At 62.7% G+C, this 13653-nt stretch carries 11 protein-coding genes and 1 pseudogene; 5 read left to right on the plus strand and 7 right to left on the minus strand.

The features are described from left to right. Positions 1 to 111: 111 nt before the first annotated feature. On the plus strand, positions 112 to 2046 hold the full coding sequence (locus AC3WQZ_RS07785) for an ATP-binding cassette domain-containing protein (RefSeq protein WP_492300288.1): 1935 nt from the start codon (positions 112 to 114) through the stop codon (positions 2044 to 2046). 246 nt (positions 2047 to 2292) lie between these two features. On the opposite strand, the gene AC3WQZ_RS07790 is transcribed toward AC3WQZ_RS07785, so the two are convergent. From AC3WQZ_RS07790 to AC3WQZ_RS07800, 3 genes are all read right to left on the minus strand, one after another. Beyond that, positions 2293 to 3096: a class I SAM-dependent methyltransferase gene (locus AC3WQZ_RS07790; protein WP_011615495.1), complete on the minus strand. Its 804-nt coding sequence runs from the start codon at positions 3094 to 3096 to the stop codon at positions 2293 to 2295. 394 nt (positions 3097 to 3490) lie between these two features. After that, complete coding sequence (locus AC3WQZ_RS07795; protein WP_011615496.1) at positions 3491 to 4510, minus strand: ATP-grasp domain-containing protein; 1020 nt, start codon at positions 4508 to 4510, stop codon at positions 3491 to 3493. A gap of 440 nt (positions 4511 to 4950) precedes the next feature. Beyond that, a complete protein-coding gene (locus tag AC3WQZ_RS07800; protein WP_037024914.1) occupies positions 4951 to 5607 on the minus strand; it encodes a sugar transferase in 657 nt (218 codons plus the stop codon). 271 nt (positions 5608 to 5878) lie between these two features. Between AC3WQZ_RS07800 and AC3WQZ_RS07805 the strand changes: the two genes are divergently transcribed. From AC3WQZ_RS07805 to AC3WQZ_RS07815, 3 genes and pseudogenes are all read left to right on the plus strand, one after another. Continuing rightward, entirely contained in the window at positions 5879 to 6181 is a 303-nt protein-coding gene (locus AC3WQZ_RS07805; RefSeq protein WP_011615497.1) for a hypothetical protein, read from the plus strand. A 90-nt stretch (positions 6182 to 6271) separates the two neighbouring features. Continuing rightward, positions 6272 to 7612, plus strand: a complete 1341-nt coding sequence (locus AC3WQZ_RS07810) for an NAD(P)-binding domain-containing protein (RefSeq protein ID WP_492300289.1) — start codon at positions 6272 to 6274, stop codon at positions 7610 to 7612. Between the two features lie 68 nt (positions 7613 to 7680). After that, positions 7681 to 7857, plus strand: a pseudogene (locus AC3WQZ_RS07815) (transposase); the annotation flags it as partial. A 113-nt stretch (positions 7858 to 7970) separates the two neighbouring features. Here the strand turns inward: AC3WQZ_RS07815 and AC3WQZ_RS07820 are convergent. The 4 genes from AC3WQZ_RS07820 to alr all read right to left on the minus strand — a co-directional run bounded on the left by AC3WQZ_RS07820 (position 7971) and on the right by alr (position 11746). Beyond that, entirely contained in the window at positions 7971 to 8456 is a 486-nt protein-coding gene (locus tag AC3WQZ_RS07820) for a disulfide bond formation protein B (protein WP_010810635.1), read from the minus strand. A 144-nt stretch (positions 8457 to 8600) separates the two neighbouring features. Further along, positions 8601 to 9164 (minus strand): GNAT family N-acetyltransferase, encoded by a 564-nt coding sequence (locus tag AC3WQZ_RS07825; RefSeq protein WP_492300290.1) that lies wholly within the window; start codon positions 9162 to 9164, stop codon positions 8601 to 8603. 3 nt (positions 9165 to 9167) lie between these two features. Continuing rightward, entirely contained in the window at positions 9168 to 10529 is a 1362-nt protein-coding gene (gene radA / locus AC3WQZ_RS07830; RefSeq protein WP_010810633.1) for a DNA repair protein RadA, read from the minus strand. 95 nt (positions 10530 to 10624) lie between these two features. After that, positions 10625 to 11746, minus strand: a complete 1122-nt coding sequence (gene alr / locus AC3WQZ_RS07835; RefSeq protein WP_010810632.1) for an alanine racemase — start codon at positions 11744 to 11746, stop codon at positions 10625 to 10627. Between the two features lie 573 nt (positions 11747 to 12319). On the opposite strand from alr, the gene lplT reads away from it, so the two are divergent. After that, the gene (lplT, locus tag AC3WQZ_RS07840) at positions 12320 to 13639 is read left to right on the plus strand and encodes a lysophospholipid transporter LplT (RefSeq protein WP_010810631.1); all 1320 of its coding nucleotides are present in this window, start codon (positions 12320 to 12322) and stop codon (positions 13637 to 13639) included. Positions 13640 to 13653: the final 14 nt, after the last annotated feature.

Raw genomic sequence — 13653 nt, forward strand, 5'->3', positions numbered from 1 at the left:
ACGGCGTGCGGCGCACCGGAAACGCTACAATGCCGGCCAGCGCACCAGACCCGGCGGTTGCCCGCTTTCTCCGCGCTTTTTCTGTTTTTCACTCAGGCATTTCCCCCTCCCGTGATCCGAATCGACCAGCTAGTCCTCCAGCGCGGCACCAAGGTGCTGTTCGACCACACCAGCGTGACGCTCAACCCGGGCGAGCGCGTGGGCCTTGTCGGCGCCAACGGCAGCGGCAAGTCGACGCTGTTCGCGCTGCTGCGCGGCGAGCTGCATCCGGACGGGGGCGATGTCATCGTGCCGGCTCAGTGGCGCGTCGCACACGTAGCGCAGGAAACGCCTGCGGTCAGCCGCACCGCCGTGGATTACGTGATCGATGGCGACACCCGCCTGCGCGAAATCGAAGGCGCCATCGCCGCCGCACAGGCCAGCGGCAACGGCAGCGCCGAGGGCGAAGCCCACGCCGCCTTTGCCGACGCCGACGGCTACACCGCCCCGGCGCGCGCCGAGGCCCTGCTGCTGGGCCTGGGCTTCACGCTGGCGCAGGTGTCGCAGCCGGTGGCCTCGTTCTCCGGCGGCTGGCGCATGCGCCTGAACCTGGCGCAGGCGCTGATGTGCCCGTCCGACCTGCTGCTGCTCGACGAACCGACCAACCACCTGGACCTGGACGCCATCGTCTGGCTGGAAGACTGGCTGGCGCGCTATCCCGGCACGCTGGTGATGATTTCGCACGACCGCGAATTCCTCGATGCGATCTGCAACGTCACCGTGCATATCGAGAACCAGCAACTGCGCCGCTACGGCGGCAACTACACGCTGTTCGAGACCCTGCGCCTGCAGCAGATGGCGCAGCAGCAATCCGCCTACGTGCGCCAGCAGAAGGAAATCGCGCACCTGGAATCGTTCATCACGCGCTTCAAGGCCAAGGCGACCAAGGCGCGCCAGGCGCAGAGCCGCGTCAAGGCGCTGGAAAAGATGGAGCGGCTGGCGCCGGTGCACGTGGCCGCCGGCTTCGCTTTCGAGTTCCGCGAACCCGACGCCGCCCCCAACCCGATGATGGTGCTCGACGGTGTCGATTGCGGCTATGCCGAGGCCGAGCCGCCCGTCACCATCCTGCACAACCTGGCGCTGTCGATCCAGAACGGCCAGCGCATCGGCCTGCTCGGCGCCAACGGCCAGGGCAAGTCGACGCTGGTCAAGACGCTGGCGGGCACGCAGGATCCGCTCAAGGGCAACCTGCGCCTGGGCAAGGGCCTGCAGATCGGCTACTTCGCCCAGCACCAGCTGGAGACGCTGCGCGACCACGACTCGCCGCTGCAGCACCTGGCGCGGCTGGCACCCGATACCCGCGAGCAGGAACTGCGCGACTTCCTCGGCAGCTTCAACTTCCGCGGCGACATGGCCACTTCGCCGATCGAACCGTTCTCAGGCGGCGAGAAGGCCCGCCTGGCGCTGGCGCTGATCGTCTGGCAGAAGCCCAACCTGCTGCTGCTGGACGAGCCGACCAACCACCTGGACCTCGACACCCGCGAGGCGCTGACCATGGCGCTGGCGCAGTTCGAAGGCACGCTGATCCTGGTGTCGCACGACCGGCATCTGCTGCGCGCGACCGCCGACCAGTTCATGCTGGTGGCCGACGGCACCATCAAGCCGTTCGACGGCGACCTGGACGACTACCGCGACTGGCTGCTGCAACAGGCCGCGGCCAAGCGCAATGCCGCCACCGCCGCGCACCTGGCAGAGAACGCCGGCGATGCCACCGCGGCGGTCAACCGCAAGGACCAGCGCCGCGCGGAAGCCGACGAGCGCCAGCGGCTGTCAGCACTGCGCAAGCCGTTGACCAAAGAATTGGAAAAGGTGGAAAAGCGCATGGCGGTGCTGCAAGCCGCCAAGGAGGAGATCGACCAGTTCATGGCCGATGAAAGCAGTTATGCCGAAGCCAACAAGACCAAGCTGATGGAGATGCTCAAGCGCCAGGGCGAGGTCAACGGCGAGCTGGAGACGCTTGAGGAGAAGTGGCTGGAGTTGCAGGAGCAAATCGAGCAGATTGCGTGACCGCCTCTTTTCGGGCGCAGGGGGTACACGCTCATTGGCACAGCCAGCTCAGCGGCCTCAGCACCAAGACTACCCGCGCCAAGTGCTGGGCCGCATCGCCGATCATCCGATTAACCGGACCCGAACTGCCGCCTGGGCCGTCGCTGCCGCACTGCCGGGCCTCGAACCGGCCCTGGCCTCCTACGTCAAAATCCCTTGCCCCTGGCACCGTCAAGGACGGCACATTACATCTTGGCAGAGGTTCAGTCAGGTTTGCCGAGGCAGTTCGTACGCGATGGTACGAATGACGCCTACGTTGTCCTGCACCTCACAGAGTATCTGCGTCGACAAGGCTTTCAGCTCGAACGGCGGCTCCGTCACCACGATTCCGCTTGGTATAGCGCCCCAAATCCGGAGACCAGGACCGATCGGCTTGTCGAGATTTGGCGGGAAATCGGGTGCCAGAGGCAAATACTCAGTCAGAATCAGGCTCTTGTATGGCGTCAGGCTGGCAAGCACGCCGGCAATGCGTGCGTTGTCCAGATGATCGAGCACCTGGCGCAGGAAAACGACGTCACCTCTCGGCCAGGGCTCGCTTGTGATGTCGAGGCACCGGAAGTCCACATCAAGACTGGAGAAGAACCTGGTGCGGTTCGACTGGATGACTGCCTCCACCACGTCGCAAGCAACATAGCGTGCGCAAGCCGGCCGGATACGGCTGCCGACATTGAAATCGCCGCAACCGAGGTCAACCACGTCTGGCCGGTATGGCAACGAGCCGAGGTAGGCCGTTACGGCTTCGACATAGGTGTCGACGATCGCCGGATCATGAGAACTGCTCCCGCTGTAGAACCCGGAGTGGTCCTTCGCCACGCCCCACCCCCCGGTTTCGTAGACATGGGAAAACACCTCGCGAAGCGCCTTTCCCTGATACAGTGCGCGGTCTTTGCGGATGGTCCGGTCGTGGTGGTATTTCAGCAACCAGGCTGGCGTGTACGGCTTGAGCCGTTGTTTCAGCCGTTGCATCAACACCGCGCGCAAAGGCTTGGTCGGTATGCTTGAAGTGTTCACAATATGCCTCCCTGCAGGGAGTGGCGAAATGTGGACGGCCCGGGGCGGGCGGGTCGCGAGCCCTCAATCTATCGGGTGTGCAAACCGCACAATGTCTGGTTTCGCACATCGGAATGTCAAAAAGGCCCAGTGTATGGCGCGTCGGCAAGCATCTGACCGATGACGCTCTTCACGAGGGGACGCATTTGGCCGGCACCTGTCGCCTGGCGGCTCCCGGGCATCTGCCTCGCTGTGCTCACACTGAGCAGCGCTGCCGAATTGACCCGGCGCGCCATGGAAATGAGCGCGCAACCGCTCACGGAAATCGCCGCGATTTGCCGACAGTCTGGTTCAAGATCCATCTCGGACGAGTGTGGCTGCTCCGTCCTGTTGCATTGATTGTTAGCGCCTGCCTTTATCCCTCCTCAACCCGTGCTCCCACGCCGACCGGGTAGTCGCACTTGGCCAGTTCGATACCGGCCTGATAGCGGACTTCCTGCCCTTGCTGCCCGCCGCGCACGCAATTCAGCAGTATCCGCACCAGGTTGGCTCCCGCTATATGGGTGAAGGGATAGCCTCCTCCGAATCTTGGATTCATCTCCAGGAGGTACTGACGCCCGTCGCGCTCGATCACATCGCAGTCGACATTGCCGATGTGCCGCAATTCGCGACTGATTCGCGTGGCCAGGTCGTTGAATGGCGCGCTTTCGACAGTGATCGCCCGGTCCGTCTCCCCCGCCCGCATCGACAGCTTCTTGCGGACCGCAAACCCGATCGGCCTCGCCTCAAAGTCGTTGAAGATATCGAGCCCGTACTCCTGGCCCGAGATCACTTCCTGGATCAGCACCTCCATCCCTGGCTGTCCCATCTTTGCGAAGATCGATTTCTGCAAGATCCGCTGGCAGTACGCACGGGCGAAGCGAAGCTCGTTCAGGTCCTCGACGACGAAGATGCCAAAACTAGCGCTGCCCCAGCGGGGCTTGACAATCAGAGGGAAGGCTACCGAGCCCGTCGCAATGGCATGCTCTGCACTTTCGAGGGTCGCATAGCTGCGCGGCGTGGACAGCCCGATTGATTCGGCGAACTGCGCAGTCAGGAACTTGTCCGCGCAAAGGCTAATGACCTCTGCCGACGAGATGACCGGTATCGTTCCGATTTCCCGAAACCGTTGAGCGTGCTCGGCAATGAGCGGGAGCTCCAAGTCATTCAGCGACAGGAGGGCCGAGACCCGATGCACCCTGCATACATCGATCAGGAAGTCGATGTAGTTATCCGCCAAGAGGCCGGGGCCTACCAGGAACATGTCGCATGCGCTCGCGGCCGGCGCGCCGCGTTGCATATCCACCCCAAGCACCATGCCGGTCCCGTTCAGCTCCGACTTGAAATACTCCACCAGATAGCGCCGTCTCCCTATGCAGGTCAAAAGAACGTTCATCTTCACCCCAATCTCATTCCAACCACAATGACCCTGCCATAGCCCCACAGCCCCATCATGCAGGTCTTTCGATGCTTTCGTCGGACCGGATTTCGGTCCTGCGGCTGGAGCGCCGACTTTCTTCTTTGCCGCTCTTGAACCGGGACTCACCGATCGCGCGAAGCCGTCCCGCCAGAACTGCGGCCATTGTCCTGCGCCCAACCGTAACACCTACCATCTAATCAGAATCACCGGCTGGAAAGAAGCACGATACGTGCGCAAATTCACGTAGTAGCAACACGCCTTTGAACACCCACCGGCACAGCCTCTCACCAACGTCCTTGCCCTCCTGGTCCGGTAGCTTGTCTTGTTCGAGCTGAACTGCCACGATACGGCATCGATCTCTTCGCGAGAGAAGCATGGTCACAAGGAGAACATGCGGCATTCAGCATGAACACTCGTCATGCCGTGCGAATCGGAACTTCTTCTTTCTGCGCGGGCTCGGACTCGCTGGCGACGTACTGGGTGCCTGGGCTGCCTGTAAATGAAGGCACGGTCAGATCCCCCGCGGCGTTGATGCCCCGGCGGTCCATGACAGTGCCCACCGTGAGCCAGAGGATCTTCAGATCCAGCCAGAAAGAGCAGTGGTCCACATACCAGGTGTCGAAGTGAAACTTATCTTCCCAGCTCAGAGAGTTCCGCCCGTTCACCTGCGCCCAGCCGGAAATGCCGGGACGGACCAGATGACGACGTGCCTGGTCCGGTGAGTAGAACGGCAGGTACTTCATCGGCAAAGGTCGTGGACCAATGACACTCATATCGCCCACCAGAACGCACCAGAACTGAGGCAGCTCATCGAGACTGGAGCGGCGCAGAAAATTGCCGAACGGCGTGAGCCTTTCTTCATCCGGCAAGAGCTGGTCATCAGGGCCTCGCTCTTCCGTCATGGTTCGGAACTTCACGACTTCGAATGGCCTGGCACCCAGGCCTGCACGTGTTGCACGAAACAGCACCGGACTGCCCAGCTTCCATCGCACTGCGCCAGCCAGGATCAGCAACGGAATGGCCAGCACGAGCAATGCCATGGAGGCGAAAACTATGTCGAACAAACGCTTCATGATCGATCCGCCCAGTTCGTCCCGCAGCGGCATTCATGGCCATCCCCTGACAGACAATGGATTTCCGCTCCGGAGTCTATCTAACCAAAGCCGAGCCTCCGTGTGAAGGACCAAAATGTGGTCGAGGCCACGTTGCGCCGCGCCACCGGTGCTGGAACCGGTTGCATCGCCAGCAATTCGACTATGTCCGCCATGGCATACATGGCTCTGACGACCTGCGCCTGCGCGCAAGCAGTGTCCGGCCACCCGAAAGAGAATCAAGAAAGCGAGTGTGCGCGCCCGTACAGAAGACACGGCGGCCTGGTTCTGGATTGCCTTAATCTGGCTGGACGGCACGATAGAAGCAATCGGAAATCGCTGTGCAGCACGCCACGCCGATCTATTGGACACGCTGAATTGGGCGATCGCAACTGTTCAATTGCCTGGATTGGCGCGCCCGATGGTCAATCGTGAAGTCAATAGAGCGGTTGATCTCTCAAGGCGCCGCACTATGGTCGCCCCGCGCCTGTGGTTATTTGGTTCGCACTTTCAGTGGCATGATTTTATCGAAGACATGACAGCACCGGAAAAATGATTCAAGAATGATTTTCTGCACCGCAGCATCATGCGGTGGTCCGTACTGCGCGGCTCCGCAAGCCAGGCAAGTTTAAGGGGAAGAGCAATAATGATCTCGTCAACGGATACTGTTATCATCGGAGCTGGTCCCTATGGCTTATCGGTTTCGGCCTACCTGACCTCAGCTGGCGTGCCTCATCAAATTCTTGGGAAACCAATGCATGCCTGGAGGAATTTCATGCCTCCAGGCATGCTGTTGCGCTCGGAAGGATTTGCCTCGAATCTCTATGCGCCGCGGGAAGGCTATACGATTGAAGAATATTGCCGTCGCAATCGTATTGAATATAAGCCGATTGGTATGCACCTGCCGCTCGAGCTCTTTGTGGAATACGGGCTTTGGTTTCAGTCGCAGTTGGTCAGTCATGTTCGCGCAGTGGAAGTTGTCGATATGCACCGCAAGGATGGATTCTTCCGGCTGGCCCTGGGCGACGGCAGTTCCCTGGCGGCGCGGCGCGTGGTAATGGCTTTGGGTCTGAAGGGATTTTCGCAAATGCCTCCAGCACTACAGGGCATGCCGACACCTTACGTGGTTCACTCCAGCGAATTCGGGAGTCTGGAATGGGCTAAGAACAAGAACATCGTCGTTGTGGGCGGAGGTCAGTCGGCAATCGGGCTCGCCGCACTGTTGAGCGAGATCGGAGCGCGGGTTCGCTTACTCGTGCGCGGTGCGACTGTGAATTGGAGTAATGAACCGCGTACCTCCCGTGGGGGTATCTCAAGGCTACTGAGATCGCACGTCGGGATAGGACGCGGTTGGCAGTCGAATACTCCGAGCGCTCTTTTGTCTTCCTTCTTGGTGTCCGAGTACCCTATTGTCTTCCACATGATGAATCTTGAGCGCCGCAAGAGAACTCTAGAGACTGGGTGGGGACCGTCGGGTGCCTGGTGGCTGCGCAATCGCGTGGATGGCAAGATTGATATCTTGACTCAGACTGAAATCAGGCAGGCCGAAGTCAAGAATGGTCAGGTAGTTCTGCAGGTCGCGACCAGGAACGAAACGTCCTGCCTTAGCGCTGATCATGTTGTTGTCGCGACGGGGTTCAAGGTTGACATGGCCAGACATTCCTTCATTTCCCAGGAACTCTTGAATTCGCTTTCACTCATTGACGGCTCGCCAAGTCTGACGCGCAATTTCGAAACCAATGTACGCGACCTATATGTGGTTGGGCCGGCCGCCGCGCTGAGCTTTGGGCCTGCTCTGCGTTTCATCTATGGCGCAAAATATGCGGCTCCACAGTTGGCACGGCACATCAGTAGATGCTTCAAGAATGAAACCAGGATTTCTGTCGCCCAGTCACAGGCCCTCCCTTCGGAGTTGGTCGAGGGAAATGGTGGCAGCGGCCTGCATGGACAAAGCATCCTTCAGGCCCCGGGAAATAATATGGAATAGTTTCAGAAGGCGCTCTCAACTTGCTAAGAGCGAGACGGAGTAGTGGCTAGCCGGACCACTGCACCCAGGACATCCTGACTGCGGTAACTGACGGCCTCAAGGGCATGGAACAGGCCCTGAACGCGGTGTTCCCCCAAACGAGGCTGCAGTCCTGCATCATGCATCTGATCCGCAACAGCCTGGGATACGCCAGCAGAAAGGAGTGCCGGGCCGTGGCGGCGGCGATCAAGCTACTGTGGCTGGCCCTGCGCAACAGGTACTACCCGACTACGTCAAAGCAAACCAGCGCTGCTCGAAAATCCGTTGCATCAAACAAACACCGGCGCCTGGTGCGCCGGTTTCTTTATCAATTCACCACTCAGCGGAAATTCTTCTCGCGCCGGATCAACCCCACCGCCAGCGTCAGCGTCAGGATAAACAGCCAGATCAGCGACCATGCCGGCACCGACAGCCCCAGAACCGGCGGCAGCGGCGCGGTGCACAGGCCATCCGCGTAGAACACCTGCGGCAGCGCCTTGGCAGTCGGCAGCGCGTTGACCCAGTTCTCCAGCGGATCGATGCCGCAGCTGGCCTTGGGATTGAGCAGCAGCGACACGTGGTAGACCGCCACCGCAATCCCGGCAATGCCGGACAGCATGCCCAGGCCCTGCCACAGCGAGCGTGTATTCTGCGCCACGGCGGCCAGCAGCGAGAAGATGCCGATGCCGATAAAGGCAAAGCGCTGCATCACGCAGAGCGGGCAAGGCTGGTAGCCCTTTTCAAACTGCAGGTAGAGCGCAACGCCGACCAGGCCGAAGGAAACGAGGGCGATCAGCAGGAAATAGGCGCGTGAGTTGGCTTGCATAGTGGGTGATCAGGTAATCCGGTAAGCGGTGCCGTCAGTGGATGGCGCGGCATTGCTGCGCATTATTACCTATTTTGCAGCGCCTGCAGTTGGCGTCACATGCAGCGCAAGCCCCCTGCCCTGTGGCGGATTGACGCAGGGGTGCTATGCGCCGGCTGCCTGCCACGCCGTACGCGGCAAACGGTACAGGCAATGGGGCCGCAAGGGGTGCCCTGGCGGCAACGCGGGATGCTCGAAACCCACGGCATCCTCACGCATGCCGAGCCTTTCCATGACCGCCCGCGAGCGGGCATTGGCGAGTGTCGTGAAAGACACGATCTCATCCAGCCCCAGCCGCTCAAAGCCCCAGGCAAGCGCGCCGCGTGCCGCCTCGGTCGCGTAGCCGCTGCCCCAGGCGTGCCGCGCCAGGCGCCAGGCGATCTCCACGCAGGGCGCGAACGGCAGCGCCGCAGTGGGCTCGTGCAGTCCGACAAACCCCAGGAAAACACCGTCCGCCTTGCGCTGCGCCACCCAGACGCCCCATCCCTTCGCTGCGATCAGGCTGCGGCAGTGGTCGGCCAACGCATCGCTTTCAACACGCGCCAGCGGCGCAGGGAAATAGCGCATCACCTGCGCGTCGGCATTGAGCGCGGCAAACGGCGCATAGTCCACCTCGCGCCACTGGCGCAGCCGCAGGCGTTCGGTCTCGAAGGCGATGCCGTCGTCCATGGCTCAGTCCAGATGGCGCACGCGGTCGATGGCCTGCTCGATGCGTTCCACCGCGATCACTTCGAGCCCGTCGATCTTCTGTTTGGGCGCGTTCGCCTTAGGAATCACGGCGATCGTAAAGCCCAGCTTGGCGGCTTCCTTCAGACGCTCCTGCCCGCGCGGGCTGGGCCGGATCTCGCCGGCCAGGCCGACTTCGCCGAACACCACCAGGCCGCGCGGCAGCGGCTTGTTGCGCATCGACGAGTGGATCGACAGCAGCACCGCGAGATCGGCGGCGGGTTCGGTGATCTTGACCCCGCCCACAGCGTTGAGGAACACGTCCTGGTCAAAGCAGGCTATGCCCGCGTGCCGGTGCAGCACTGCCAGCAGCAGCGCCAGCCGGTTCTGCTCAAGGCCCACCGCCAGCCGGCGCGGGTTGGGCACATGGGCGGTATCGACCAGCGCCTGGATCTCCACCAGCAGCGGACGCGTGCCCTCCTGCGTCACCAGCACGCATGAGCCCGGCACGGTCTCTTCGTGCTGCGACAGGAACAGCGCCGACGGATTGCTGATGCCGCGCAGGCCGCGCTCGGTCATGGCAAACACGCCCAGCTCATTGACCGCGCCGAAGCGGTTCTTGAAGGCGCGGATCAGCCGGTGCGAGGAATGGGTATCGCCCTCGAAATACAGCACCGTATCGACGATATGCTCCAGCACGCGCGGACCGGCCAGGCTGCCTTCCTTGGTCACGTGGCCGACCAGGATGATGGTGATGCCGCTGCTCTTGGCAATGCGCGTCAGCTGCGCCGCGCATTCGCGCACCTGCGCGACCGAGCCCGGCGCGGAGGTCAACGCCTCGGAGTACAGCGTCTGGATCGAGTCGATCACCGCGACTTCGGGCTTTTCCACTTCCAGCGTGGCCTGGATCTTCTCCAGCTGGATTTCGGCGAGCAGCCCCAGTGACGGGCTTTCCACGCCCAGCCGCTGCGCGCGCAGCGCGATCTGCGCACCGGATTCTTCGCCGCTGACGTAGAGCACGCGGCGCTGGCCCGCAAGGTTAGCCAGTGCCTGCAGCAGCAGCGTGGACTTGCCGATGCCGGGATCGCCGCCAATCAGCACCACCCCGCCCGACACCAGGCCGCCGCCCAGCACGCGGTCGAATTCATCGATGCCGCTGGAAAAGCGCGGCACGTCGGCGGCATCGATCTCCGACAGCTTGCGCACCGTGGCCGAGGCCGCCAGCGGCTGGAAGCGCTTGTTCGCGGCGGACTCGGCCACCGTCTCCACCAGCGTGTTCCACTGCTGGCAATGCGGGCACTGGCCGGCCCAGCGCGGCGTGGTGCCGCCGCATTCAGTACATGTATAGACAGTCTTGGTCTTGGCCAACGGATGTCCTTGCAGGAAAAAACGAGCCGGGCCCACAAGTGGCCCGGCCGGCAGATGGCAAGTGCGCGGGCCAGCGCCCGCACCAACCCCCCGGATCAGGCCACGGCAGGCGCGGCGCTGTCCGAAGCCGTGATCGTCGCCACCGAGGTCGGCACGCGCGGGGCCAGTGCGCACATCAGCTCATAGCCCACCGTGCCGCTGGCTTGCGCCACCTCGTCGATCGGCAGGCCCTGGCCCCACAGCGTGACCGGGCTGCCGACCCTGGCCTTCGGGCACGGGGTCAGGTCCACGCACAGCATGTCCATCGACACGCGCCCGACCAGTTCGGTGCGCACGCCATCGACCAGCACCGGTGCGCGCTGCTCGCCCCAGCCCGACGCATGGCGCGGGTAGCCGTCGGCATAGCCGCACGCCACCACGCCGATGCGCATCGGCCGCTCGGCGGTGAACAAGGAGCCGTAGCCGACGGTATCGCCCGGCTGCAGGTCCTGCACCGAGATCAGTTCGCTGTGCAGCGACATGGCGGGCTGCAGGCCGGTGCCGGCAATATCGGCATCGCGCCCGGTCGGCGAGGCGCCATACAGGATGATGCCGGGGCGCACCCAGGCGCGGTGCGCCTGCGGGTGCCACAGCACCGCGGCCGAGTTCGACAGGCTGGCCTCCCCCGGCAGGTTGGCCGTAGCGGCGTCGAAAGCCTCGATCTGGTGGGCCACGCCTCGGGCACTATCCGCATCGGAAAAATGCGTCATATGGACGATACTGCCCACACAGGGCATGGCGCGTGCACGCTCCCAGGCGGTACGGTAAGCGGCCGGATGGAAGCCGAGCCGGTTCATGCCGGTATTGAGCTTGAGCTGGATCGCCAGCGGTCCCTTGGCGCGTGCGCTTTCCAGCATGCGCAGTTGCTCGTCGCAATGGATCGCGGTGGTCAGGCGGTATTGTTCGATGACGGCAACATCCTGCGGCTGGAAGAAGCCCTCCAGCAGCAGGATCGGGCCCTGCCAGCCAAGGTCGCGCAGCAGCACGGCCTCGTTCAGGTCCAGCAGGCCGAAGCCGTCGGCGCCCCGCAGGGCGGCAAAGACGCGGCGGATGCCATGGCCGTAGGCATTGGCCTTGACCACCGCCCAGATGCGCGACTCCGGCGCCTTGCCGCGGATGATGTCGAGATTGTTGGCCAGGGCGGGTTGGTGGATGACAGCGTGGATGGGTCTTGGCATGGAAGTCACATCTCAGGAAGCGGACGAGCAAGCCGGCGGCGCCGCTGGCGGCGTGGGCAGCCGGCGCGGGCGCTGGAAGTACGGCTCTGTCTCAGTATCGATGGCGCAAACGTCACCTGTCGGTGTGCAGCAGCATGTTGCGGCGACTGGCATGCGGGAATGTGCGGAATTGGCACGCCCTTGTATCCCAGTCACCATATCGGTTCGACCACGCACCAGATCGGGGAAGACCCGGTCGGCTGGTCGCGGTCGCAGTCGTTATTTGAACACATTCAGATGCCGTTGCCGGGGGTCATTGGGGAATCGGCACGGCAATCCGCTGTCAAAAAGAGCCCTTGCCGGGGTTCGGGAATGTCATGTTTTCGTGATATAAAGCCGGACGCTCCGGCCATGTTCTAAAAGCGAAGCATTATGTCAATGACTGTCAGGCAAGCCTCAAGGCGCCGCAGCGCAGCACCACAGACACAATTCGACACGGCCGCGGCACAAGGTTCCCTGCAAACCATGGCCTCCCCGGTAGGCGCCAGCCTGGCCAACCTGAGCGGAGCTCGCGATGGAGAAAAAGTCGACAGCATGAAGAAGGGTTTTTACACCATCATGGCCGCGCAGTTTTTTTCTTCGCTGGCCGACAATGCCTTACTGATCGCCGCCATCGCCCTTCTCACCGAATTGCATTCCCCGCAGTGGATGACCCCGCTGCTCAAGCTGTTCTTCGTTCTTTCCTACGTCGTTCTCGCCGCCTTCGTCGGCGCCTTTGCCGACTCCATGCCCAAGGGGCGGGTGATGCTCATCACCAACGCCATCAAGGTGGTCGGCTGCGCCATCATGATGTTCGGGCTGCACCCGCTGCTGGCGTATGGCGTGGTGGGATTCGGCGCGGCGGCGTACTCGCCGGCCAAGTACGGCATCCTGACCGAGCTGCTGCCGCCGGAGAAACTGGTGCTGGCCAATGGCTGGATCGAAGGCCTGACGGTGGGCTCGATCATCCTGGGCACCGTGGTCGGCGGCGCGCTGATTTCCGTGCACGTGTCAGGCATGCTGCTGCAGCTGGATGTCCCGTTCCTGAACACCGGCATCGACACCCCGGCCGAGGCCGCGATGGTGGTGATCATGCTGTTCTACGTGGTCGCCTCGATCTTCAACCTGTTCATCCCCGATACCGGCGCCCGCTATCCGGCGCAGGAAAAGAACCCGATCAGGCTGATCGCCGAGTTCGGCGACTGCTTCGTGGCGCTGTGGCGCGACAAGCTGGGACAGATCTCGCTGGCGGTGACCACGCTGTTCTGGGGCGTGGGCGCCACGCTGCAGTTCATCGTGCTGAAGTGGGCCGAGAAATCGCTGGGCCTGAACCTGTCCCAGGGCGCGCTGCTGCAGGCCGTGGTGGCCGTGGGCGTGGCCGTGGGCGCGATCCTGGCCGCGGCGCGCATCCCGCTGCGCAAGTCACTGTCGGTGCTGCCCTTTGGCGTGGCAATGGGCGCCACCGTGATGATCATGGCGTTCTACACCAAGGATGCAATGCCCAATGTCACGCTGGACGTGATGGGCCTGCAGATGCCGCTGTACATGGCCATTGCCTATGTGTTCCTGATGGTGGTGGGCGCCATGTCTGGCTACTTCGTGGTGCCGATGAACGCGCTGCTGCAGCACCGCGGGCACGTGCTGCTGTCGGCCGGCCACTCCATCGCGGTGCAGAACTTCAATGAGAACGTCTCGGTGCTGCTGATGCTGTGCCTGTATGCGCTGCTGATCAAGCTGAACGTGCCGATCGGCGTGGTCATCGTCGCACTGGGCCTGTTTATCTGCGTGACCATGGCGCTGGTGCTCAAGCTGCACAAGTACAACGCGCGCACCTTCAACTCGCTGGCGATGATCGGCGAGGACAAGCACCACTAGCCGGCGCAGCGAGG

The organism is Cupriavidus sp. FW305-26 (genome assembly GCF_058787975.1).

What these genes read in the sequence shown, in the direction of transcription:
- AC3WQZ_RS07800 (WP_037024914.1), bottom strand. Translation starts at nt 5,607, where the DNA reads ATGAAGCGTTTGTTCGACATAGTTTTCGCCTCCATGGCATTGCTCGTG.
- alr (WP_010810632.1), bottom strand. Translation starts at nt 11,746, where the DNA reads ATGCCAAGACCCATCCACGCTGTCATCCACCAACCCGCCCTGGCCAAC.
- lplT (WP_010810631.1), top strand. Translation starts at nt 12,320, where the DNA reads ATGAAGAAGGGTTTTTACACCATCATGGCCGCGCAGTTTTTTTCTTCG.
- AC3WQZ_RS07795 (WP_011615496.1), bottom strand. Translation starts at nt 4,510, where the DNA reads ATGAACGTTCTTTTGACCTGCATAGGGAGACGGCGCTATCTGGTGGAG.
- AC3WQZ_RS07820 (WP_010810635.1), bottom strand. Translation starts at nt 8,456, where the DNA reads ATGCAAGCCAACTCACGCGCCTATTTCCTGCTGATCGCCCTCGTTTCC.
- AC3WQZ_RS07810 (WP_492300289.1), top strand. Translation starts at nt 6,272, where the DNA reads ATGATCTCGTCAACGGATACTGTTATCATCGGAGCTGGTCCCTATGGC.
- AC3WQZ_RS07825 (WP_492300290.1), bottom strand. Translation starts at nt 9,164, where the DNA reads ATGGACGACGGCATCGCCTTCGAGACCGAACGCCTGCGGCTGCGCCAG.